Annotated in this window: 21 protein-coding genes; 2 read left to right on the top strand and 19 right to left on the bottom strand. The window is 40.0% G+C overall.

The window, feature by feature from the left end:
* Positions 1-4: 4 nt before the first annotated feature.
* The 12 genes from LEUCM_RS06040 to uppS form a co-directional block, all read right to left on the bottom strand.
* A complete protein-coding gene (locus LEUCM_RS06040; protein WP_011374946.1) occupies positions 5-310 on the bottom strand; it encodes a L7Ae/L30e/S12e/Gadd45 family ribosomal protein in 306 nt (101 codons plus the stop codon).
* A complete protein-coding gene (gene rnpM, locus LEUCM_RS06035; protein ID WP_025016343.1) occupies positions 307-606 on the bottom strand; it encodes an RNase P modulator RnpM in 300 nt (99 codons plus the stop codon). Before rnpM ends, LEUCM_RS06040 begins: the two co-directional genes overlap by 4 nt.
* Positions 607-620: 14 nt before the next feature.
* Positions 621-1,838: a transcription termination factor NusA gene (gene nusA / locus LEUCM_RS06030; protein WP_011374948.1), complete on the bottom strand. Its 1,218-nt coding sequence runs from the start codon at positions 1,836-1,838 to the stop codon at positions 621-623.
* An 18-nt stretch (positions 1,839-1,856) separates the two neighbouring features.
* Positions 1,857-2,330: a ribosome maturation factor RimP gene (rimP, locus tag LEUCM_RS06025; RefSeq protein WP_016265337.1), complete on the bottom strand. Its 474-nt coding sequence runs from the start codon at positions 2,328-2,330 to the stop codon at positions 1,857-1,859.
* Between the two features lie 251 nt (positions 2,331-2,581).
* Positions 2,582-4,348 carry an AlwI family type II restriction endonuclease gene (locus LEUCM_RS06020; protein WP_025016342.1) on the bottom strand — a complete coding sequence of 589 codons (1,767 nt, stop codon included), beginning with the start codon at positions 4,346-4,348 and terminating at the stop codon, positions 2,582-2,584.
* An 18-nt stretch (positions 4,349-4,366) separates the two neighbouring features.
* Positions 4,367-5,326, bottom strand: a complete 960-nt coding sequence (locus LEUCM_RS06015) for a Dam family site-specific DNA-(adenine-N6)-methyltransferase (RefSeq protein ID WP_025016341.1) — start codon at positions 5,324-5,326, stop codon at positions 4,367-4,369.
* On the bottom strand, positions 5,326-6,570 hold the full coding sequence (locus LEUCM_RS06010; protein ID WP_197703321.1) for a DNA adenine methylase: 1,245 nt from the start codon (positions 6,568-6,570) through the stop codon (positions 5,326-5,328). The genes LEUCM_RS06015 and LEUCM_RS06010 overlap by 1 nt, the downstream gene beginning before the upstream one ends.
* 270 nt (positions 6,571-6,840) lie before the next feature.
* On the bottom strand, positions 6,841-11,181 hold the full coding sequence (locus LEUCM_RS06005) for a PolC-type DNA polymerase III (protein ID WP_056936421.1): 4,341 nt from the start codon (positions 11,179-11,181) through the stop codon (positions 6,841-6,843).
* A 174-nt stretch (positions 11,182-11,355) separates the two neighbouring features.
* Complete coding sequence (locus LEUCM_RS06000; RefSeq protein ID WP_025016414.1) at positions 11,356-13,065, bottom strand: proline--tRNA ligase; 1,710 nt, start codon at positions 13,063-13,065, stop codon at positions 11,356-11,358.
* Positions 13,066-13,090: 25 nt separating this feature from the next.
* Positions 13,091-14,368, bottom strand: coding sequence for an RIP metalloprotease RseP (gene rseP, locus LEUCM_RS05995; protein WP_025016413.1), 1,278 nt, complete (start codon positions 14,366-14,368; stop codon positions 13,091-13,093).
* 206 nt (positions 14,369-14,574) lie between these two features.
* Positions 14,575-15,363: a phosphatidate cytidylyltransferase gene (locus LEUCM_RS05990; protein ID WP_016265347.1), complete on the bottom strand. Its 789-nt coding sequence runs from the start codon at positions 15,361-15,363 to the stop codon at positions 14,575-14,577.
* A 30-nt stretch (positions 15,364-15,393) separates the two neighbouring features.
* Positions 15,394-16,119, bottom strand: coding sequence for an undecaprenyl pyrophosphate synthase (uppS, locus tag LEUCM_RS05985; protein WP_096695395.1), 726 nt, complete (start codon positions 16,117-16,119; stop codon positions 15,394-15,396).
* Positions 16,120-16,315: 196 nt separating this feature from the next.
* Between uppS and LEUCM_RS05980 the strand changes: the two genes are divergently transcribed.
* Positions 16,316-19,063, top strand: coding sequence for a YhgE/Pip domain-containing protein (locus LEUCM_RS05980; protein WP_025016412.1), 2,748 nt, complete (start codon positions 16,316-16,318; stop codon positions 19,061-19,063).
* A gap of 57 nt (positions 19,064-19,120) precedes the next feature.
* Here the strand turns inward: LEUCM_RS05980 and frr are convergent, their stop codons facing one another.
* The 6 genes from frr to LEUCM_RS05950 form a co-directional block, all read right to left on the bottom strand.
* The gene (gene frr / locus LEUCM_RS05975; protein WP_025016411.1) at positions 19,121-19,678 is read right to left on the bottom strand and encodes a ribosome recycling factor; all 558 of its coding nucleotides are present in this window, start codon (positions 19,676-19,678) and stop codon (positions 19,121-19,123) included.
* Between the two features lie 2 nt (positions 19,679-19,680).
* Positions 19,681-20,406 (bottom strand): UMP kinase, encoded by a 726-nt coding sequence (pyrH, locus tag LEUCM_RS05970; RefSeq protein WP_011374960.1) that lies wholly within the window; start codon positions 20,404-20,406, stop codon positions 19,681-19,683.
* 135 nt (positions 20,407-20,541) lie between these two features.
* On the bottom strand, positions 20,542-21,417 hold the full coding sequence (gene tsf, locus LEUCM_RS05965; protein ID WP_025016410.1) for a translation elongation factor Ts: 876 nt from the start codon (positions 21,415-21,417) through the stop codon (positions 20,542-20,544).
* 106 nt (positions 21,418-21,523) lie between these two features.
* Positions 21,524-22,318 (bottom strand): 30S ribosomal protein S2, encoded by a 795-nt coding sequence (gene rpsB / locus LEUCM_RS05960; protein WP_011374962.1) that lies wholly within the window; start codon positions 22,316-22,318, stop codon positions 21,524-21,526.
* 167 nt (positions 22,319-22,485) lie between these two features.
* The gene (locus tag LEUCM_RS05955; RefSeq protein ID WP_016265351.1) at positions 22,486-22,761 is read right to left on the bottom strand and encodes a GIY-YIG nuclease family protein; all 276 of its coding nucleotides are present in this window, start codon (positions 22,759-22,761) and stop codon (positions 22,486-22,488) included.
* Entirely contained in the window at positions 22,754-23,497 is a 744-nt protein-coding gene (locus LEUCM_RS05950; protein WP_025016409.1) for a tRNA1(Val) (adenine(37)-N6)-methyltransferase, read from the bottom strand. Before LEUCM_RS05950 ends, LEUCM_RS05955 begins: the two co-directional genes overlap by 8 nt.
* Positions 23,498-23,618: 121 nt before the next feature.
* On the opposite strand from LEUCM_RS05950, the gene LEUCM_RS05945 reads away from it, so the two are divergent.
* Positions 23,619-24,242 (top strand): lysophospholipid acyltransferase family protein, encoded by a 624-nt coding sequence (locus tag LEUCM_RS05945; RefSeq protein WP_025016408.1) that lies wholly within the window; start codon positions 23,619-23,621, stop codon positions 24,240-24,242.
* Positions 24,243-24,303: 61 nt separating this feature from the next.
* Here the strand turns inward: LEUCM_RS05945 and LEUCM_RS05940 are convergent, their stop codons facing one another.
* Positions 24,304-25,239, bottom strand: coding sequence for an alpha/beta hydrolase (locus LEUCM_RS05940; protein WP_011374966.1), 936 nt, complete (start codon positions 25,237-25,239; stop codon positions 24,304-24,306).
* Positions 25,240-25,378 lie beyond the last annotated feature (139 nt).

The following is a 25,378-nucleotide window of genomic DNA, read 5'->3' as shown; positions in this document are numbered from 1 at the left end:
TTTATTATCCCAGTAGCGTTATCATCTTTTTGGCAAACCCAGCGTCGACAACCGCTATGGTGGCTCTATGTAATCCAATTGCTTGGGTTAGTTGGGCCGCGGTGTAGGCCTTTGTTTCTGGGATTTTGTAGAAATGACTCTTATCAGTCAATTTCTTCTGCGTCAGTGGGCTGATATCCTGGCCGATAAAAACCAATTTAGCTTTTGACTGCTGAATGGCTTTTAGGACCTGTTCTTCCCCACTGACCAGTTGCCTTGCTCTCATACAAATGCCTAAGAGTTGCAATAAACGGTCTGGTTGTTCACTCATTTTCGTTCTCCAAATAGTTCTTGACGGGCCTTTTGATGGTCAACATACTCGAACAATTCTGTGTAAAAGTCTGCTGAAACATCAATGCCAAAAGTCTTTTCTAAGATTTTCTTAGCTTGAGCTGTCTTAATCGCATCTGGTTCTAATGAAACATAGGCACCGCGACCAGATTTCTTACCAGTCGGATCGATACTAATTTCGCCTTCAGCGGTTTTAACAATTCGCACCATTTCTTTTTTAGGCTTCATTTCTTGTGAAATAACGTCTTTTCTCATTGGTACTTTTCTTTGTTTCATCATGAACACCTCACTTATTCTTGTGGTTGTTCTTCAGAATCAACAACAGTTTCTGCTGGTTGTTCGATGTCTTCAGCAACTTCTGCCGTTTCAGGGGCTACTGCAACTGTTTCTTCAGTAGTCTCTGGTGTGATTGTTTCTTCTTCGAAACCTTCAACCACGGCTGATTCATCTTCACTATCATCGCCATCGACAAATTCGACTTCTGATTCAGGTTTGATGTCGATCTTGTAACCTGTTAACTTAGCAGCTAAACGGGCATTTTGACCTTTTTTACCGATTGCCAATGACAATTGGTAATCAGGGACGATTACCGTACATGTATGTTCGTTGCCATCGTTAAATTGAACAGCGATGACTTCGGCTGGGTTCAAGGCATTGGCGATGTAGTCTGAAGGATCTTCTTCCCACTTCACAATATCCATGTTTTCGCCGTGTAATTCATTAACGACTAATTGAACCCGTTGCCCCTTAGGACCAACACATGTTCCGACTGGATCCACGTTAGGGTCTGTTGAACGAACTGCCATCTTAGTCCGGTCGCCAGCTTCTCTTGCGATTGACACAATTTCAACTGTTCCGTCATAAATTTCTGGCACTTCTTGTTCAAATAAACGTTTTACCAAATCAGGGTGTGTCCGACTAACAAAGACTTGAGGGCCTTTAGTTGTGTTTTCCACTTTAGAAACATAAACCTTGATCCGGTCATGTGCGTTATACACTTCGTTAGGGATTTGATCTTGCTTACTTAAAACAGCTTCGATCTTACCTAAGTTAACGTAGATAAACTTGTTATCGCGACGTTCAACAATCCCTTGCATAATTTCGTTTTCGTATTGGCTGTATTCGTTGTAAATAATACTTCTTTCAGCTTCGCGAACCCGTTGCATAATAACTTGCTTAGCAGTTTGGGCGGCAATCCGACCAAAATCCTTAGGTGTCACTTCAAAACGAATTGTATCGCCAACTTCATATGCTTTGTTAATTTCTAAAGCATCTTGATAGCTAACTTCCAAACGTGAATCGAAAACTTCATCAGTCACTTCTTTGACAGCATAAACGTGGATGTTACCCTTCTTTTGATCGAATTCAACTTCCACATTTTGAGCTTGACCGTAGTTTCGTTTATAAGCCGAAACAAGCGCTGCTTCAAGTGCTTCAATGACGATTTCTTTCTTAACACCTTTTTCTTGTTCTAGCGCATCTAGGGCGCCTAACATTTCCTTGCTCATGTAACTAGCCTACCTTTACTAAAATTCAATTGCTAAGCGAGCTTTGGCAATTTCCTTGCGATTAAATGTCACTTCTTTTTGACGCGTTTTAATTTTAATGGCTAATGTTAAGGTCTCTTGATCAAGCGCCTTTAATATTCCTTGATAAATCTTCTCGCCATCAACGGCTTGATATAACGAGATATGAATGTATTCGCCAAGTGCATTTTGAAAATCGGCTTCCTTCTTCAAAGGACGCTCTGCACCAGGTGATGAAACATCTAAGAAATAAGCCTGCGGAATTGGATCCGGGTCGATTGAATCCAGTTTCTCACTTAACGCATCGTTAACTAAGGCACAATCTTCAAGGTCAATGCCGTTTGGTTTATCAATGAAGACACGTAGATACCAGCTACTACCTTCTTTAACAAATTCAACGTCGACTAGCTCAAAATGGTGTTGATCTAGTATCGGCACGAGTAGATCATGAACTGTTTCCACAACGGTACTCAAATGATTCCCTCCAATTCATTTATATATTCAGATTAGATGTGCTCCAATAAAAAGAGTGAGCATTTCTGCTCACTCGCTCTGAAGTATCTAATTACTGATAACAATATAACATAATTTTCATGAAAATACAATGGACGGCGGTTAATGGTTACTATCGGTATTTTTAAAAATTAAAACTAAATAAAATTCAATTGACTTTCTAAATATATACAAAAAGCGCTCGCTTATCCGTACCAACTTACTTAGTTTTCTTACTGACCAGGCATAGTCTGTGGTTTCACATATTCACGAATAACCTTGTAATCTTCAATAGAATTTATATTCTTGGAATATTCGACAAAATCTTCTATATCCCATGGAAATATATCAATGTTATTCAAACTTTTAATTAATGCCACTTGGTCTCCAACATCTCGCGAGATATTGGAAGCTATGAATAAAGAAAACCAATTATTAAATTTCTTTTTTTCTTTAAAGTCTTTATTTGCTGTAGTCCTTACGTGATTTCTTATCGACGGTATTTCATGTTCTACTTGAAAACTTCTTGCTCTAGAAATCGTTGGTTCTACAATTGCATGAATCTCATCTTCGAAAATATCAATATCTGCACCGCTTTTACTACCATTTCCTCCACCTGCAGTATTAAATGGGATACCTTGGTCGTCTGCCTTATAATTTGCAATAACTTTTATTTTCGGAAGAGCTTTCTTGAGGACGATAGCAGACAGAAACTCCAATCGCACAGTTTCTTTTACATATTTTAGAATTAAATCAGTAGAAGGCTGCTTCTCAATACTGTTCATCATTTCAACCTTCAGAAAATCCCAATCTTTTTTTGAAGACCAACTTTCGATTGCTTTCTCTTTAGCATCTTTTGCCTCCTCGGTTTCGTCAATGTACTGGCTAAACCGTAATTCATTATCAATTTCCCCCATATATTCAAAGTATTCGGATTTATCCTCATCAAAATCTATATTTGTTGCATAGTTATTAAGCACATAATTAATTTTTTTTCGCTCATTTCTATTAATGTCAATAAAACGGCCTGCTCCTCTGAGTGAAATTAACATTGTTAATCTAAGTTTACGTATAACCTCATCAGGTGTTTCTCCAGTTATCTTCTCAAACTTATAATCTCTTTTTTTAGAAATAATAAATTCCGAGCTCGCTTCTGCGATAACATCACTCGGTGTAGAATCATCCATTATGTTCATTGCATAATCATAAACTCTTTCATCAGTAGTATTATATTTAAATTTCTCTCTGAAAGAATGTATGTACTCGGCTAAACTTGCAAAATCATTATTCCCCCAAGCAATAATAAAAGGTATATCTTGTCTTGAAACACCTGGCCGATTATACTTCTCATCCAAATATTTGATAACATTGAGTACTAAAGGAAAAAAATTTACTTTTATAGTGTTCTTTCGATAAGGATTATTGATTTGATATTTAGAAAAAGCATTTAGAAAAGCTGACTGTTCAAAACTTTCGTCGTGGTTTTCTTTTAGTGGATAGCCATTCTCATATTCAGTGATCATCAATTTTCCATTAGGAGAAATTTGGACTTTCCCGTCTTTTACTACCTGAACAAAACCTAGTTCATTTAAAAAATTAAACTGAGTACCCAGTCTAGATTCCCAGCCTCCATTCCATCCGGCATCTTTATGAGCTGTCATTGTATTTTGAAGTAGATATATAATCTCAGTTAGTTTTGCTTTACCTGGCTCACTCTCGTCCCATCTTCGATAATACTTATCTACTTTTTCGCTTGCACCTATTGATTGATCGGCAGCCTTAAAATTGAATTTTTTATTATATGATTTTACATACTTACCCAATGTTTTTTTGGTTGGTTCAAATATCTTCCAGCGAATTATTTCACCTTCTAATTCTAATGCGACTTGATCATTGATTACTTTTCCTTCAAATTTACTGAGAATTGAAATAAATTGCGGAATCCTGCTTGGATTCCGTAACGTTGTATCGAATGAAATTGGCTTCCTTCTTTCACTCATGTCTATTCCTCCAATAATTTAATAATTAGTAACGTAAATTTCTTTACTACTACTTTTTACAGTGTTGTCAAATCTAGAAATATAGTTACTCTCAATTCGATATACATTATACTTTTGAGCCCACTTTAGTAAAATGTTATTTTGCTTTTCTTTATGATAGAGCATATTTGATAGTCCCCAAAATATTCCTTTCTCAGAGAGACGATCCAACAGTCGATACAATCTTTTTTCTTCAGTCTCACCCCAGAGCTTATTATAATCACTGAATGTAATCAGGTAGGGGGGATCGAAATATAAAAAATCCCCAGCTTTAATTTTTTGTGACTCAACAAACGATTCAAAATCCATCCCAGGTGATAACCGAACATTATTGGTGTTAAACCATTTGGAATAATTCACTAGTGCGTTAGAGACATTTCTATTCCAATCTACATTTCCAACAGGCAAATTAAATTTTCCTTGCTTATTAAAACGAATCATGTGATTAAATCCGTAAATCAACAATAAATATAACAGATCGATATTATACTGATTGGCATTGTAATCTTCTCTCAAATTTAAGTAAGACTTTTTATTATACTTTGCAAAATAGGTTTTATTATAAACCTTCTTTAACGCTTCAATTTCAGAATTATTGCCATATTCAGAATGGCTTAGTTCGTACCCTTCAATCAAACCATACATTCTCTTTATGAACGCGTCAATATTAATCGAATTCTCTTGTAGATGTTGATGCAATGCAATTACCTTTGAATCAACATCGTTCATTACAAAGCTTTTAGCATCAACATTAATAGATGCACTTCCTCCACCACAAAAAACATCATAGTACGTTTCTATATTCTTAGGAAATAACTCCTTTAGTTGGGGCATTAATTTGTATTTATCCCCAACATAAAATAAAGGTGACCGCATAGCTTTCTTTTTTAAATTCTTATCAATTTCATATTTATCTGTAAAAAAAAGAGCTGTTTGCATTATTTTCCAACCTCCGTAATAAATACAAACTCTTTATGATTTTTTAAATTTGTTTTTCCTGCATTAAAAAAGGGAAAGGGCATCTCATAGTTAGTTGTCCGTCCGACTTTATTCAAGGAATTAAGTATCTGCTCATGCGTAATCTTATTTTTTGAACTGCTACTTTTAGAATTATAGGTATTATTGTACGTTACAACTATATAATTAACATCTAAGTTCGAAATAAGATCGTCAAATACACATGGTGCACTTACTTTAGAATACTCACTCATATTTTCCATAGGAGGTTTCATTGCAACTCCTTGTAAATTGGGTTTATCCCACTTGGCAATCCCTTCAAGCACGTGATAAAACCTAGAATATTGTCTTGAATTATAGGGTGGGTCTACAAAAGCTACATCCGCTTTAATTTTTCTAACTAATTGATTTGAATCTTCCTGATAAATCTCTACTTTTTTTTCTTCAATATCTAGAGGATTTATCAAATTAAACACGAATCTATCTTTTATATCAACTTTTTTACGATAAGCATCATAATGACCTACCGTATTTGCAATTTTATCAGCAGAATAAATTAGTGAAGCTATTAAAATTGCCTTTTCTCGTTCATTCAAACTAGAATCATCATGTATTCTAGTCCTAATCTCACCTATTACTCTTGCATCATGTTTACTAAAAAACTTCTCACCATAGTTATCAACGAAATAATCATCATCAATTGTGTTTGTATTAATACTCTGAAATTGATCTTTGCAAGTTAATATTTTATGAATATTATAATCTTGAGTCCCAAAAAAAGCTTTAAATATTATATTATTAGAAAAAAGAAAATCATTTAATATAATTCTATTATATTTCGGCAGAAGTTTTTTTGTAACAACCCCAGTTCCAGCAAATACATCAAAAAAAGAATCACCGACTGTATGCTCCTCAATTAACTCGGAAATCCAACTAAGTAATTTATTTTTATTTCCAATATAACGGCGGTTTTCTAAATTATACTGACCATTTAATGAAAAAGGTGTAACTCTCTTCAAATTTATTTGAGTCAATTCTTCAAGCTCTTCAATAACTTTAACTCGATTTTTCCCAACTGTCTTTGAAACTGCTTCAAAGTATTCAATATTCCATTTATCAATATTTCTTCTATTTATATTTCTGATAGTTGTTTCGGGAATTTTAGTTATTAAATGCATCTGATGTAAATTTTTATTGTTATTCTTTAAATAAGTTTCTAATATCACAACATTCACCTCATATAAATTATTCTACCATAGTTAATCCATCGAAATAACAATAATTGGTGAATTTGATGGTTGTATTTCTTAAACTTTTTATTATTCTTCGTATTTTGATATATTAAATTGCATCAACATTTAGCTTTCACTTCATATCTATCTACTTATTATTCGAAAAACAACAGCATCTTAGTTCAAGAGGTACCAAACCTTAACTAGCCATTAAAAAAACTTAATGTTATGCAGAAAAATTCTGCATAACATTAAGTTTTTTTCTTACATCATATCAAACAACGATAATTGATTTTCATCTGGTAAATCATTTAAGACGTTATTTTCTGTTAAATATTCAATCAATGTTTTCGATACTTTCCCACGGTTAGATAAGTCTTCTTTAGATAAGAAAGGTTTTTCTTCGCGGGCGGAGACGATTTGTTTAGCAACGTTATCGCCCAGACTTGGGACGGCGCGGAATGGTGCGAGTAAGGTATGGTCGTCTTGGATCAAGAAATCAGATGAATCTGATTTTTCGATGTCGACCATCTTAATCGTGATGCCCCGTTTCAAACATTCATTGGCGATTTCAAGCACGGTTAACAAGTTCTTTTCTTTCGTGCTGGCTTCCATCCCTTTATCCGTGATTTCCTTCATACGCGCCTTGACGCCTTCTTCACCTTGGGCCATCGCCACGAGGTCGAAGTCACTGGCCCGCACACTGAAGTAAGCACAGTAATAAATAATGGGGAAGTACACTTTGAAATAGGCAATCCGAAGCGCCATCAAAATATAGGCGGTCGCATGGGCTTTCGGGAACATATATTTAATCTTGAGACAAGAATCAATATACCAATCCGGCACGTTTTCATTATCGCGCATGGCTTGTTGCCAATCATCCGGAATCCCTTTGCCTTTACGAACACGTTCCATAATGTTGAAGGACATACTATCGTCCATTCCCCAGTGAATTAAATCCATCATGATATTATCACGACAACCGATAACGTCTTTCAGGGTGACAACGCCTTTATTAATCAATTCTTCGGCGTTACCCAACCACACGTCGGTCCCATGAGAAAGACCAGAAATTTGGAGTAGTTCTGAGAAGGTTGTGGGGTGCGTTTCTTCCAACATTCCGCGGACAAATCGCGTTCCGAATTCTGGCACACCCAAGGTCCCCATCTTCGAATTAATCTGTTCAGGCGTCACGCCGAGTGAATCAGTTCCGGAGAACAAGGCCATCACACCCGGATCATCGGTTGGGATTGATTTAGGATCAATCCCAGAGAGATCTTGGAGCATCCGAATCATCGTGGGATCATCATGACCCAGGATATCGAGCTTCAAGATATTATCATGGATCGAATGGAAATCAAAATGGGTGGTCTTCCAAGCGGCATCTTGATCATCGGCTGGGAATTGGATTGGTGTGAAATCATAGATATCCATGTAATCAGGCACAACGATAATCCCAGCTGGATGTTGGCCAGTTGTCCGTTTAACACCGGTCGAGCCTTTTGCCAACCGATCGACTTCAGCCCCGCGGAAAGTTTGTTCCGTATCACGTTCATAGGCTTTAACATAACCGTACGCCGTTTTATCAGCGACCGTCCCGATTGTCCCGGCCCGGAACACGTTATTTTCACCGAACAAGACCTTCGTATAGTTATGGGCGACTGGTTGATAATCACCGGAGAAGTTCAAATCAATATCCGGCACCTTATCCCCATGGAAGCCAAGGAAAGTTTCGAACGGAATATCATGGCCGTCCTTATCAAGTGGCGTGCCACATTCAGGGCAATCTTTGTCCGCTAAATCGTAACCCGAACCAACTTCCCCTTTGGTAAAGAATTCGGAGTAGTGACAGTTAGAACACCGATAATGCGGTGGTAACGGGTTAACTTCGGTGATCCCGGTCATGGTTGCGACTAAACTCGAACCGACAGAGCCCCGAGAACCAACCAAGTACCCATCCTTGCCACTCTTATAAACTAATTTTTGGGAAATCAGGTAAATAACGGAGAACCCATTCCCGATAATACTCTTCAATTCTTTTTTCAAGCGGGCTTCGACGATTTCAGGTAACTCAGCTCCGTACAATTCGTGCGCACGGTTCATCGTTAAGGTTTGAATTTCGTCTTCGGCGCCGGCCATCTTAGGCGTGTAAAGTTTATCTTTAACCGGTACAATTTCGTCGATTTGATCGGCAATCTTTTGTGGATTGGCTACGACTAATTCTTGCGCTAATTCTGGCCCTAGGAAGTCAAAGGCCGTCAGCATTTCATCAGTTGAGCGGAAATGAACATCTGGTAACTTCGAACGGTTCAAGGGGTTGGCCCCGCCCATTGAGTGAATCAGAATCTTCCGATAAATCGCGTCTTCTGGATTCAAATAATGTGCATCGCCAGTTGCGACAACTGGTTTGTTGAGTTTTTCGCCAACTTTAACTAAGTTGCGAATGATTTCTTCAAGTGCCTGATTGTCGCGCACCAATTCACGTTCCAATAATGGCGCGTAAACCGCTTTGGGCATCACTTCGATATAATCGTAGTATTTAGCACGATCGAGCGCTTCGTTATACCCTTTTTGCATCATTGCTTCAAAGACTTCGCCATTACTGCAGGCTGAACCGACTAAAATTCCTTCGCGCAAAGCATCGAGTTTACTCTTAGGCAAGCGCGGTGTCCGGTAATAGTATTCAGTCATTGAGGCTGAAACCAATTTGAATAAATTCTTCAAACCAGCTTGGGTTTGCGCCATTAAGACCGCATGCGCTGGACGGGCTTGTTTGTAAAACTCGCCGACCCCGACGCGATCATTTAGTTGATTGACGTTTACCATATCGTAATTTTCAGCGGCTTCTTTTTCCAACTTATACAATAAATAACCAGTTGATTCAGCATCGGCATTAGCCCGATGATGGTGTTCTAGGTTGATCTTGTAGCGCTTGGTCAATGAATCCAACTTATGATTCTTGTATTCAGGATGCAACATCCGCGATAATTCCAAGGTATCAATGACTGGGTTATCGATCAGGTCAATATCGTTCCGTTCATAACCCGCGTTCAAGAAGCCCATATCGAAACTAACGTTATGACCGGCTAAAACGGCATCGCCAGTAAATTCCTTGAACATTGCCAAGACTTCAGCTTCCTTCTTGGCACCGTGGACCATTTCGTTGGTGATACTGGTCAATTGCGTTGTGAAGGCTGATAGTGGTCGCTCTGGATCGATAAATTCATCGAACGAGGCGACGACTTCACCATCGCGCATTTTGACCGCAGCCAATTCGATAATTGAATCATAAACGGCTGACAAACCAGTCGTTTCCACATCAAAAATTACGTATTCAGCTGATTCTAGAACTTGGTCGCGCAAATTATAAACGACTGGCGTGCCATCGTTGACCAGGTTGACTTCGACGCCGTATAAAATCTTGACGCCATTTTTCTTCCCAGCGGCATAAGCATCCGGAAAGGCTTGGAGATTATAGTGATCGGTCACGGCAATCGCAGGTTGGCCCCACTTAGCGGCTTGTTTGACGTAATCGCCGATTGGGTTGGTCGCGTCCATTTGAGACATATTGGTATGCAAATGCATTTCGATTCGCTTACCTTCAGTCGCTGTATCTTCACGTTTAGGATGACTAACTTCAACTAAATCATTGGCGTTAACCGTTAAATCACGCATGAAGTTATCTTCTTGGACACTCCCGCGAACCTTAAACCACATGCCTTTATCAATTGCGGCGAATAAACTTTCATCGCTAGCATCTCTTGAGAACTTCTTGACCGTAAATGAGGATGAGTAATCAGTCATCTTCAAGATTAATAATTGGCGGCCAGAACGGAGTACCCGGACTTCTTTATCAAAGATAAAGCCTTCAATCACGATTGAACGTTCCTCTTCAGTGATACTAATCATCTGACGAACTGGTTCAGCTGGATTAATGCCACGACCCATCACGATTGGGCCATCAACTGGCTTGCCTTCTGTTTTGCGTTTTTCTTTGAGCGCTTCGTTTTTCTTAATCGCTTCGGCAGCTGCTTGCGCACGTTCAGCATCTTGCACCGCCCGTTTTGCTTGGAAATCTTCAATTGATTTTTGAGAAGCTGATTCGTCGATTAATGGTTGAATCGCAAAGTTGGGGAAGCCCAGGCGTTTATAGCCGGCTTGAATCGTCGTTTGCGCTTGATTGATGAAAAAGGTTTTAACAATGTCATTTTCAACAACCAACAAGACTTTGCGTCCTTCAATATAGGGCGTCTCCTTGGCACATAATTCATGCAAGAGTGACGATTGAATCCCACTGTGATTGACGACATATTCCCAATAAGCGGCTAAAACACCACCATCAAGTTCTTTAGCATCGGTACTGATTTCAATTGAAACGGCCGCAATCGCTTGAAAAGCCGCTTCTAAATGTTCTTCAAACGCTGTGTAAACCGCAAAGGGTAACACGTTATCGAAGTGTAATTTAAAGGTCCACCGTTTTGACGTTTCGTGGACAATCACTTGTTCGACCTGCCCCGTTTTAAAGCCGGGATAGTGCGCGACATCCGCAGGTAAAGCAATCTGTTCTAATAATTTTTGAAACAATGCGGTTTGATCTAATGCCACAAAAGGGCCTCCTTCTAGTGATACGCTGAATTAAAAAGAGGCCGAAAAGTAACAATTGCCCATAAACGTGCAATCTTGCTACTTTTGACCCTTTTTAAAGCTTACTCAGTGACAAAAAACGAGTCTGAGACAAAAGCAAGTTTCATCCCAGGCTCGACTAATGTCAGTTCATCTTTATTTTTCTGAGGCTAACAAAATGCTGAGGGAATTGATTAATTCATCCTTCTTCACTTCTAATGTTTCGCCTGTTTTACGTAATTTAACTTCGACGATTTCTTCGGCAGCTTTCTTACCCACTGTGATTCGGATTGGTAACCCAATCAAATCGCTATCGGCAAACTTAACGCCAGCACGTTCTTTACGATCGTCGACTAAGACTGAATAACCAGCTTCTTCTAACAAGCCTTCGATTTGTTCAGCCAATTCAACTTGTGCATCATCTTTAACGTTCACTGGGACAACGTGTAAGTCGTATGGGGCGATGGCACTTGGCCAAACCAAACCATTTTCGTCAGCTTGTTGTTCTGTGATTGCTGATAATAGACGACTAACACCAATTCCGTATGAACCCATGATGATTGGTTTAGCACGGCCATTTTCGTCTAAGAATGTTGCACCGAATTGTTCAGTGTAACGAGTCCCTAATTTGAAGATATGACCAATTTCGATCCCTTTAGTGAATTGTAATTTACCTTCACCGTCTGGGGCTGTTTCGCCTTCTTGAACAAAACGTAAGTCAGCATAGTCTGCGACGTTGAAATCGCGCTTGCTGTTGACGTTCAGGAAGTGATGATCAGCTTCGTTAGCACCTACTACGGCGTTAACAAGTGCTTCAACACTGTAATCAGCAACGATTTGAACATCTTCCGGTGCATTAACTGGTCCGATTGAACCCATTGGGGCGTTCATCGTTGCTTGAACTTGTTCAGCAGTTGCTAGGTCTAAGAAGTCAGCATCTAAGAAGTTCTTCAACTTAACATCGTTGACTTCATAGTCACCGCGTACAAGCACTAAGACTGGTTTTTCATCAGCAATGAAAAGCACACTCTTAATAATCTTTTGAGCGGGTACTTCTAAGCGTGCTGCTACTTTTTCGATAGAATGTGCATCGCCAGTTGCCACTTTTTCCATTTCTAATTGAACATCGGTTGAACTTTGACCAGGACGAACCCCCGTTGCCATTTCTAAGTTAGCAGCGTAGTCACTTTGATCAGAGTAAACAATCGTATCTTCCCCGATTTCAGCAATCGCAGAAAATTCCATTGAATCCTTACCACCCATAGCGCCGGCATCCCCAACGATTGCGCGGAAATCTAAACCGCAACGTTCGAAAATGTTCGTGTAAGCTTGGCGCATTTGTTGGAAAGTTGTATCCAAATCTGCTTCATTAGCAGAAAATGAATAAGCATCTTGCATGATGAATTCACGGCCACGGAGTAAACCATAACGAGGACGATCTTCGTCACGATACTTCGTTTGGATTTGATATAACGTTAATGGTAACTTCTTGTATGACTTAATGTTATTGCGCACTAAATCGGCAAATGTTTCTTCATGTGTTGGTCCGAGGATAAAATCTCGTGAATGACGATCTTTGAATTTGAATAAGTTAGGGCCATAAGTTGCATAACGACCTGATTCTTCCCATAATTCAGCTGGTAAAATACCAGGCATTTGCATTTGTACTGCGTCGATCTTGCTCATTTCATCCTTGATAATCGCTTGGATGTTTTCCAATACGCGATAAGCTAAAGGTAAGTAGCTATAAACACCAGCTGAGACTTGGTGAATGTAACCCGCACGAAGCATCATTCGGTGACTTTTAGCTTCAGCCGAATTAGGCACTTCCTTGAGGGTTGGGATAAATAATTTTGATTGTTTCATAAATTGTTACGCCTCCAAAAATATTCTAAAAGAAAAATCGTTGTATATCATTCCACGTGACTAAGACCATTAATAACACCATAATACCGACACCGATTAATGTCACGATGCCTTCTTTTTCAGGTGAAATTGGTTTGCGACGAATCGCTTCAATAATGTTCAAGACTAACTTACCACCATCTAACGCCGGAATCGGAATTAGATTCATAATCCCCAAATTAAGTGATAAGAACGCCAAGAAATAAACTAACGCATTAAAGCCTTGTTGGGTAAATTGGGTCGTCATTGAATACATACCGACCGGCCCCGATAATTTATCTAGTGAGAACCCACCGGTTAAAAATGACCCGAGGATCTTGAAAATCTGACTGGCAATTGACCAAGCTTGTGTAAAGCCGTAAGAAATCTTGGCCTTTAGGCTATGATCCATTTTGACTTTTTGTGTGACCCCTACTTGACCAACCTTTTCTTTTTGGTTAGCCACTTTGACAGCCTTGGGAGTCACCTTGATTGTCTTTTCAGTTGCGCCCCGTTGAACGCGCACCGCAACAGTTTCGTTAGGGTGTTCTGAAATTATCGCACTAAAGTCAGTGAAGCTCGCTACTTTTTTGTTATCAACCTTCAAAAGACGATCGTTGGCTTTTAAGCCTGCCCTTTGAGCAGCCGAATTCTTTTGTACCGTGCCAATTTGATTGGATTGCTGTGGCACACCCCCGCTTAGAAAAGCGAAGAGGATAAAGGCTAGAATTGCGAGGATGAAGTTATTAAATGGTCCGGCAAAGTTCGTTAACATCCGATTAATCAACGTTGCTGATTGGAATTGGACATCCACGGGTGCGATTTGCACTTCCGTTCCGTCCGCTTCGATAATCGTCGCATCATGTAAGACGGGATAACGTTTCATTTCTGACTCGTCGCCGCCTTCATAACCTTCGACCCACAATTCCTTTTGTAAATCTGTTTTAGCAATTTGGAAAGGTACCCCGTTTAACGTGGTGACCTTGTCACTTGTATTAATCTGTTGAACGCGTCCTTGTTCGTCTAAAATTAAAGTCGCTTGTGTGCCAGCTTCAATTTCAGATTCATCGTCGGCCATTCCCGCCATTCGAACGTAACCACCTAATGGTAACCACCGGATGGTGTAAGTTGTGCCGTTTTTGCGAGTTGCAAATAATTTAGGTCCCATGCCGACAGAAAACTCTCGCACCAAAATGCCTGAGCGCTTAGCCATGTAAAAATGCCCAAATTCATGAACGACTACTAAAATACCAAAGATGATGATAAACGCAATAATTGCAGCCAATGTATCCGACCTCCTTTTTCAATACCGTCATTCAGATTCTGATTTTATAGTGAACTGTCTTATTATATCACGAAATGAAAAGAAAAAAGAGTGCTTTTGCATGCGCCCCTTTTCACAGCTTGATCGCAGAGGATCGAGTTAGTGATAATGAACGGATGGAAAAACACTCTGATTTGAATGATAGCTTTAAAAACGGGTCATTCATGCTAAATGATGCCAAACAAATGTAGTAATGGTAGTACAAACAACATACTGTCAAAGCGATCTAAGATACCGCCGTGACCTGGTAGGATTTTACCTGAATCTTTAACGCCATAATAGCGTTTGTATGCTGATTCAACCAAGTCCCCTAATTGACCACAGATTGAGAAGATTAAGGTTAAGCCTAACATGATTGGCAATGAGTAAATTTGTGGGAAGAAGTATAAGTAAACTGCTGCAACGGCAACGGCTAATAAAGTCCCGCCAATTGAGCCTTCCCATGTTTTATTAGGGCTAATTGCTGGCCACAATTTATTCTTACCAAATGCACGACCAAACATATAAGCACCAATATCTGTCATCCAAATAACCAATAAGATGTACATCACTGTATCGAAACCGCCCAAATTACGAGCACCGGCTAAGTAGTGGAAGCCAAGTCCAATATACAGGCTGGCTAAAGTTGTGACACCCATATCATCGAAGTTTACACGGTTCTTCGTGAAGACCGTGATGGCTAATAAGATTGCGACGAATAGATAGAATAAATCAAATTGTGAAACACCATCTGGCAACCAGTCAAACGCTCCCGCTGGTAATGCCAAACTTAATACGGCTAAACCGGCCACCATGGCATCTGGTGAAACGATAATCCGTTTGCGCATAATAAAGACTTCTGATAATGCGACTAATGCTAATACGGCTGCGGCGATATCAATGAAAATGCCCCCACTAATTAAAATTGGGATAAAGATAATCAACGCAACGACTGCTGTAATCACTCGTTGTTTCATAAACTGAACTGCCTCCTAATAAATAAACGTCTATTTTAAGCCGCCAAAGCGCCGGTGACGTTGTTGATAAGTAAAAATTGATTTTTCAAAAACTTGCGGTGTAAAATCTGGCCAGAATTCATCAACGAAGACTAATTCACTATAAGCGATTTGCCAAAGTAAAAAGTTCGAGATGCGTTCTTCCCCACTGGTCCGAATCAATAATTCAGGATCCGCATACTCCCCTAAGAAGCCCGTCATCAAATATTGACTAATCAAGTCATCATCAATCGAATCAGCCTCAATTGTACCACTTACGGCATCTTTGGCAATCTGTTGGACAGCCTGTTGAATTTCATCGCGACCACCGTAGTTCAATGCGAAGTTTAAAATCATCCCTGTATTTTGCGCCGTATCAGCCATCGCATCTTGCGCTGCTTTTTGCGTTTTTTCAGGTAAGTCATGGATGTTACCCATGACTTTCACACGCACGTTTTCTTCAATTAATTCTGGCATGAACGTGCCGAAGAAATCGACGGGCAATTGCATCAAAAAATTAACTTCATCACTAGGACGCTTCCAATTTTCTGTTGAAAAAGCGTATAACGTGAGAACCTTAACACCCATCCGACTAGCGGCTTTAGTAATTGTCTTCACATTTTCCATCCCTGCTTTATGGCCAGCAACTCTCGGCATTAACCGTTTGTTAGCCCAGCGACCGTTACCATCCATAATAATGGCAATATGGTTGGGGATATTTTCCGGATCAAGTTGAATTTTTGCTGTTTCTTTTTATTTGTAAACAAAATGACTCCTCCAGTTTAGTTACTCAACACTGATTGTACCAAAAATTGCTGGGAGTGACTATTTAAAATAATATTAAATATTTTTTCAAATCATCATGATAAGCTCCAAGTATCCTATTAAATGTGCTAAACTAACTAAATAACTTTTATTTTCAAAGGAGTCCTCTATGAAAAAGACATTCGAACTCTTCCGCTTGGATTGGCGGCGGATTCTCAAAAGCCCAATCGCATTCTTACTAATTCTCGCCCTAATTATCATCCCATCCCTCTACGCATGGTTTAATATCTGGGCTTTGTGGGATCCTTACAGTAAGACACAAGATTTAAAAGTCGCTGTTTATTCAGCAGATCAAAGCGTGACTGTCGCTAAAAAGAAAGTCGCAATTGGTGATGAATTAATCGACCAATTGAAAAAGAACGATAAACTTGGTTGGCAGTTTACAAGCAGTAAAAAGCAATTGGACGAAGGCGTTAAAACTGGTAAATATTATGCCGGTATTTACGTTCCCAAGAACTTTTCTAAGGACTTAATTAGCTTTGTCGACGGTAAAATTCAAAAACCAACGATTATTTATTCATCCAATGACAAGATTAACGCCATTGCCCCTAAAATTACTAGTGCGGGCGCGACAACGCTTCAATCAACCATTTCAGAGGAATTTGTCCAGACGGTTGCTAAAACCCTCATGTCCTCTCTCAATAAGGCTGGCTTTAAACTCGATGAAAATCTGCCCGTCATTAACCGTTTCTCAAGTATGATTCTCAAAACAGACCAACAGATTCCGGAGATTAACCAATATACGGATCAGGTCGTCGCACTGCAAAAGAAAATTCCTGAGATGCAGGCTAAATTAACACAAGCCAATGACTTCGTAAACTTCTTACCCGAAGCGAATAAAATGGCTAAGAAAGTCGTCGGCGTCAATCAGTACCTCCCAGAAGTTGAATCCGCGGGTGCCTTAGCTGTTAAGGTTCAAGGGAAGATTCCAGAAATTCAAAGTGCCGGTAAACAGGTGGCAACCCTTGATAGTGATTTTGACGGGATTGCCAATACCTTAACCAATGGTATTTCCGAAGCCAAAACTGGTTTGACCGTTCTTAATAAGACTCAAACCGTCCTCCCAGAAATCATTACCTTTGGTAAATCCGCGCAGCAAGTTTCTAGTCAGGTTAAAAATGACCTGATTCCAAAACTCAAAACGACCTTACCTGTCATTCAAAGTTCTGTTGATCAAGGCTTAACGATTACTGATCAATTAGCGAAAAATATCGATAATGACTTAAATGCCGTTAATAAACTATTAGAACAAGCTAAAAACGATCCTGATAATCAAGAATTGAAGGCTGCCTTGAAGACCAACCTCGAGCAATTATCAGCCCATACCGCAACGTTACAAGCTAACAACACGCAATTGGCGAATACCTTGCAAAGTTTACAAGATGCTTATAATGAATCAGCAGTCGCAGCCGGCAAGCCTGAATCACATCTCTTAGATGATCCAATTCAAAAGCTCAACGCCGCTGCAACCCATCTTGGTCAATTAAAAACTAAGATTGATAACGTGCTCGCCCATTATGATGATCTCTCTTTAACGGATATTCAAAATCAACTAACACCAATCATCGCTTTTGCTAAACAAGTTCAAAATACCGTGAGCCAAGTTCAAAATGCCGGTATCGGTGCGAACGTTAAGAGCGTCCTTGCTAAATTCGAAACGATGATTACGCAAGGCGATGCTGTTTTAAATCAAATCAACACCGCTGTGCTACCAAAATTACCATCACTATTAACAAATACGCAAAAAACATTAAAAACAGCTATCGATTACCTCGAAAAATATCAAAAGCAAATTCCAGCGCTAAAACAAGAGATCCACGATGCCAATACCCTCTTAAATGGCAATATGGGAACCATCGTCAGCGGTTTGAACACTGCTTCTGATCTCTATCAAAACGATTACCCAACGTTGAAAAATAAATTGCAACTCGCAACCGGCTTCATCAATAACGATTTACCCGGTATCGAAAATGATTTAACAACCACGCTAGCAATGGCCAACGCTAAATTTCCACTCCTTGAAAAAGCATTAAATGATGCCACTGATTTAATTCATAATGACTGGCCATTCTTGAGAAGTGGGATTCAAAAAGGCGCAGAAGCAATTCGCAAGCAACAAAAGACAGTTGATTTGAAAGACTTGATCAAACTACTTCGCCGTGACGCTACTAAGGAAAGTAATTTCTTAGCCGAACCGGTTAAGTTACAAGAGAAACATATCTATCCAATTAAAACTTACGGCTCAGCGAGTGCACCGTTCTATACCGCCCTTTGTCTTTGGGTTGGTGCCCTCTTGCTCAGTAACATCGTCCTCACGAACTTCTCGTTAGACGATAAGGAAAAAGAACGTTACAGCAAGAAACAACAATTTATCGCCCGTTGGTTGACCTACATTGTCATCGGGGTCGCCCAAGCGGTCTTTGTCGCACTTGGGAATATCTTCCTGATTAAGGCTTATATCGTTAGTCCAGTAGCACTCTTACTACTAGCCGTCTTCCTCAGCACCGTCTTTATGACGATTGTTTACGTCTTAGCCGCGATGTTCGGTAATGTCGGTAAAGGATTGGCGATGATTATCCTCGTGCTCTCCATCTCTGGTGGGGGCGGGAACTTCCCGGTTGTCTTATCCGATAAGTTCTTCCAATTCATTAACCCGTTATTACCATTTACTTACGGCGTTAACTTATTGCGGGAACCAACCGGGGGCATCTACGCACCAAATCTCTGGCATAATTTCATTATTCTAGCGATTTACGCAGTTGTCTTCTTCTTCATCGGCCTCTTCTTAAAAGATCGGATTAATCCTTTCTTCGAAAAACTCCATAAAGAAGCAGCCAAAAGTAAAATTATTCATTAATCAAAAAAAGGCGTTGAGACAAAATTTGTCTCAACGCCTTTTTCAATGACCGTTAGATTAACCTTCAGTAATTTCTTTTTCTTTTTCTTTAGAAATAGCATCGATTTTCTTTGTTGCTTCGTTCGTTAAGTTTTGGACTTGTTCTTCCAAATCGTGCATTTCGTCTTCACTAATTTCGCTAGCCTTTTCAGCTTTTTTCAAGTTATCCATTGCGTCACGACGAGCGTTACGGACAACAACTTTAGCTAATTCAGCTTCCTTACCAACTTCTTTAGCGATTTCCTTACGACGTTCACCCGTTAATTGAGGGATTACTAAACGGATTACTGAGCCATCATTAGCTGGTGAGATACCGATATCAGCTGTGTAAAGAGCTTTTTCGATATCTTCAAGTGCACCTTTATCATAAGGTGTAATCAACAATACCCGTGCTTCAGGGATTGTGATTGCAGCAATTTGATTAAGAGGTGTCATTGCGCCATAATATTCGACGTTGACACGGTTAACTAAGCTTGCATTAGCGCGGCCGGCCCGGATTTGACCAAGTGTCCGGCGCAATGAAGCTTCTGCTTTTTCCATGTTTTCTTTAGCTTGTTCTAAAATTGGATTTGCCATTTTTATTCCTCTCCTTCAATCGTTGTACCAATATTGGCACCTTCAACAACCTTTTTAATGTTGTCTGCTTCGTTCAAGTTGAAGACTACCAATGGAATATCATTATCCATTGATAAAGTACTTGCAGTTGAATCCATCACTTGTAGACCTTTGTTGATAATATCTAAGTGTGTTAAAGTATCGAACTTAACAGCACTAGGGTCTGTGTTAGGATCTGCAGAGTAAACACCATCAACGTTGTTTTTAGCCATCAAGATAACGTCAGCATCGATTTCAGCAGCACGTAATGCAGCTGTTGTATCTGTTGAGAAGTAAGGGTTCCCTGTCCCACCAGCAAAAATAACCACACGGCCTTTTTCTAAATGACGGACAGCCTTCCGACGGATGTAAGGTTCAGCGATTTGACGCATTTCAATTGATGTTTGAACACGCGTTGGGACACCAATACTTTCCAAATTGTCTTGTAATGCCAAAGCATTCATGACAGTAGCCATCATACCCATGTAATCAGCTTGTGCACGTTCCATGCCCATTTGTTCGCCAGTCACGCCGCGCCAGATGTTACCACCACCACAGACGATTGCGATTTGAACACCTAAATCATGAACTGATTTAATTTCATTGGCGACTACCTTAACGATTTCAGGATTGATCCCGAAGCCTTGTTCGCCGGCTAATGCCTCGCCACTTACTTTTAAGACAATTCGCTTATATTTTGTATTTGTCATATTTAATATCCCTCCGTTGATTACTAGGCCCATTTTACCATATTTAACTAGGCATTTGGGTATGCGATTCTGAATTATCGCAAAACTGCAAAAAAAAGGAGCGCAAATTGCGTTCCCTTTTTGAAGCAAATATGCTTATTTGATTTGACCCATAACTTCATCAACGAAGTTATTTTCTTTTTTCTCGATACCTTCACCAACAGTGAAACGAACGAAGCCTTTAACACTACCATTTTTTGATGCAACGAATTGTGCAACAGTTTGGTCTGAGTCTTTGATGAATGCTTGGTCGTTTAAGCTGATTTCTGACAAGAACTTGTTAACACGGCCTTCAACGATCTTAGGAATGATGTTTTCTGGCTTGCCTTCGTTCTTTGTTTCTTCAGTTAATACTTCACGTTCGTGATCCAATGTTTCTGCAGGAACATCTTCGCGAGAAACGTATTGAGGGTTAACAGCTGAAACGTGCATAGCAACGTCATGAGCTGCTTCATCGTCAGCACCTTCTAAAGTAACTAATGAAGCGATTTGGCCACCATTGTGTAAGTATGAACCGAAGTGATCGCCATCATTTTTTTCAACTAATTCGAAACGACGGAAGCTGATCTTTTCGCCGATAACAGCTGTTAAGTTGATTACTGCGCTAGCAATTGTGCCTTCACCCATTGGTAATTCTTCAGCAGCAGCCATGTCAGCTGGTTTGTTTTTAGCAATTGTTTCAGCAATATCTTTCAATAAAGCTTTGAATTGATCGTTTGAAGCAACGAAGTCAGTTTCTGAGTTCACTTCAACGATTGCAGCAGTATTGCCATCAATAGCAACGCCAGCTAAACCTTCAGCAGCGATCCGATCGTTTTTCTTAGCAGCCTTTGCCATCCCTTTTTCACGTAAAGCATCGATTGCTTCTTCAACGTTACCATCACTAGCAACTAGGGCTTTTTTAGCGTCCATGATACCAACGCCAGTTTTCTTACGTAATTCCATTACTTGAGCAGCTTTAATTTCAGCCATAATTCGTACCTCCGACAATTTATATTAAATATGATTGGTTTAAAAAAAGCTGTCCCACAAGTCAGGCAGTATTTGCGAAACCTCTAAGACAGCTTATTTGAATCTACTATTTAGCGTCAGTGTTAGTATCGTTGTTGCCTTCAACTGCTTCAACGATTTCTTCCATTGAGTCTGCTGATTTGTTTTCTGCAGCAAATGTAGCTTCTTCAACATCATCTTCACCTTGACGGCCTTCGATGATAGCATCAGCCATTTTAGCTGTGATTAAACGAACAGCGCGGATAGCGTCATCGTTTGATGGGATAATAACATCAATATCATCTGGATCTGAGTTAGTATCAACCATAGCAACGACTGGGATATTTAATTTTTGTGCTTCCTTGATAGCAATCCGTTCTTTACGAGGATCAACGACAAACATTACATCTGGGATGCGTGGCATGTCTTCGATACCGCCTAAGAATTTTTCAAGTTTTTCTTGTTGTTTCTTCAACAAGGCAACTTCTTTCTTAGGTAAACGTTCGAAAGTACCATCTTCGTCCATTGCTTTGATTTCCTTAAGACGTTTGATACGTTTTTGGATTGTATCCCAGTTAGTTAATGTACCACCTAACCAACGGTGATTTACAAAGTATTGGCCTGCACGTACTGATTCTTCAGCAATTGCATCTTGTGCTTGTTTCTTAGTACCAACGAATAAGAATACACCTTCGTTAGCAGCTTCTTCTTTAACGAAGTCATAAGCATCGTCAACCATGCGAACTGTCTTTTGCAAGTCGATGATGTAGATACCATTTCTTTCAGTAAAGATAAATTTCTTCATTTTTGGGTTCCAACGACGTGTTTGGTGACCGAAGTGAACACCCGCTTCTAATAATTGTTTCATTGACAATACAGCCATGTCAACAGACCTCCATATGGTTTTATTCGACCACTGGTTTCACTTTTTTAGAGAACTTGTCGCCAAGCACCTCTCTAGAAATCAACCAGTGTGAATTATTTTTTGGTAATGAAATACCGTTTAAAAGTATACTAAAGATATTCGCTAGAGTCAACCTGTAATCCCGTTTAAAATTGGGTACTTTCAATCCCGTGTGCGATTAAGTACTGTTCCTTTTTTAAACGGCTTTGGTGTTTAAAGGCGTATTCGGCTTTTAAAGCGGATGACTTGTCCGCAAATGTTTCGTAATACAACAAACGCACTGGGCGCCGAAGCTTCGTGTACTTCGCACCTTTACCAGCATTATGTGTGGCAACGCGTTTCGTGACGTCCGTCGTAAAGCCACCATAAAAACTACGATCGGCACAGACTAGTACGTAAAAATAATAAGCTTTCTCAGTCATCTTCTGCCATGAATAACTTCGTGCGCATTTCTGGTGTATAATCGCTGTTTTCATCATAGATCGTAAGTTCCGGAAGCATTCGCAAGCCTCCTTTTCTACCATCTTTGACGGCTTCAATCAATACCATGCTGGCTTCTTTACCTGCCTTTGGGTAAACAAACCGGACACGCTTGGGTTCCATGCGTGCTGCCCGTAATTCATCACAGATTTCTAGGAAGCGTTCTGGACGGTGCACGAGATATCCTTTACCATTCATCTTCAACAAACCACTCATTGTTTGGACCACGGTTCTTAAATCCGTCGCAATTTCGTGGCGTGCTAAGGCTAGATGTTCATTAGGATTCTTTTGACTATTAGGCGCCACCTTAAAGTACGGCGGATTACAGGTCACAATATCGACGCTATCTTTTTTAATAACGGTCGTTACGTCTTTTAAATCCATATTTAAAACACGCAGCTGTTCCGTCAACGCGTTTAGTTCGATTGAACGTTGTGCCATATCTGCCAAGCGTGGTTGTAATTCAACCCCTACAATTTGACCGTTTGTTTTGGGGCTCATAAATAGGCCCACCGCCCCATTACCAGCGCATAAATCAACAATCAGGCCTCGCTTGGGCAATTGCGCAAAATCAGCTAATAAGACTGCATCCATTGAATAGGAAAAGACGGATGGGCTTTGAATAATTTGAATATCTAATCGGAATAACTGATCAATTCTTTCATCTGCTTTTAACATACTACTTTCAACCCCACTTGTATTTAGCCCATATTATAACAAAGACCAGCGTTATTTGGTATAATAGCTAGGTAGTTCGTTAAATCGCCTTAAAAAAGGTTTTTTGAAAGGAATTAAAATTATGTTTTTCTCATTTGCCCGCTTCATCGTGCGAATTCTTGCCTGGTTACTTAATGGCCGAATCAACGTTGAAAACAAATCAGCTTTACCAGAGGGCACCTACGTTTTAGTTGGCCCCCATCGGACTTGGTGGGATCCCATCTTCTTCGCACTTGCTGCAAGCCCTCGTAAGTTTACGTTTATGGCTAAAGAAGAATTATTCAAAAATCCAATCTTACGTTTTATCTTGAAACACGCCAACGCGTTTCCTGTTAATCGTCAAAATCCCGGCCCCTCAGCGATTAAAACACCGGTTAAAGCCCTACGTTCAAAGGACTTATCTTTAATCATGTTTCCCACTGGTAGCCGCTATTCAAGCGAATTAAAAGGTGGCGCAGTGGTCATTGCTAAAATGGCGCGGGTCCCATTAGTCCCCGCCGTTTATCAAGGCCCCTTGAAATTTTCAGACGTCTTAAAACGTAAAAAGATTACGATTCGTTTCGGCGAACCAATTCCAGTCGACCCTAAACTTAAATTAAACGACGAAAACCTGACAATGATTGGTGATCAAATGCAAGCCGCTTTTGATCAAATCGATCACGACATCAATCCTGATTTTAAATATGAGATTGACGATCACAAATAACACAAAAAAAGACGCGCGCCAACGATGAAGATTTATCGTTGACGTGCGTTTTTTTAATACTCTATTTTTCCCAATACTGATCCAAGAATTTTGCGACCTTATTGCGATAAGCTGTTGGTTGCTTGGCTAATGCTTCACCATGGCCTGCATCTGGCACAACCCATAATTGCTTAGGCGCATTAGCGGCTTTGTAATTTTCGTAAACCATCTTGGTTGGTACAAATTTATCTTTAGCGCCATGAATCAACATGATTGGTAATTTTGACTTAGCGAGACTCTTGGTTGCGTCTCCTTCGCTAAAGTTATACCCAGCACGGACCCGCGCCATCAAGTTAGTGGTATAAAATAGTGGGAACTTCGGCAAACCAAACAAATCGTTGAGTTGATAGGCCAACTCACCTGAGATACTGCTGTACCCACAGTCTTCAATCACTGCTTTAACCTGTTTAGGAAGCTTTTCGCCAGCAGTGTACATCACAGTGGCGCCGCCCATGCTAACCCCGAAGAGTGCAATTTGGCTATCTTGACCATTTTTGGCAATCACTTGTTTGATCCATTTAACGTAATCTAAGCGATCTGGCCAACCATAGCCAATATAATCCCCTTCCGATTCGCCGGAACCACGGTCATCAGGTGCCAATACGTTGTACCCCAAGTCATGATAGAGATGAATATAGCGCGCCATATCCTCTTTGTAGCCCATATAGCCGTGTGCCACAACGATTGTTTTAGTTGTTTTCTTAGCAGCTGGTACGTAAATCGCGTCTAGCTTAAGATCATCAGTCGCTGACTTTTGATACCACTTCACTTTATCGGCTTTTGCCAACCATTTCTGATTGTCGCGATAAAACTTGCTAGGCTTGCCATTATTCAAGAATGACTTTTGCCCTGGTACGAAAGCATATTGATACATATACAGCGTTGCGCCAAAGACACCAATCACAATTAAAATAACAACGCTTATTAAAGACCATTTAAGCCAGCGTTTCTTTTTCATCTTCTAAAAATCCTCCTGGTTATTCCAAAATGTACTAAACGTGCTTGTTGAAATTGCTTCTTCCGCTTAACCTAATCTAAACGTGTGCTATAAGTCATATCCTTGCGGTTAACGCCGAATGTCAAACGATGGCTTACAG

The sequence above is a fragment of the Latilactobacillus sakei subsp. sakei DSM 20017 = JCM 1157 genome (genome assembly GCF_002370355.1).
GTDB classification, from domain to species: Bacteria; Bacillota; Bacilli; order Lactobacillales; family Lactobacillaceae; genus Latilactobacillus; species Latilactobacillus sakei.
Note: the sequence above shows the minus strand (reverse complement) of the source record. Positions and strands in the feature narration are given on the sequence as shown.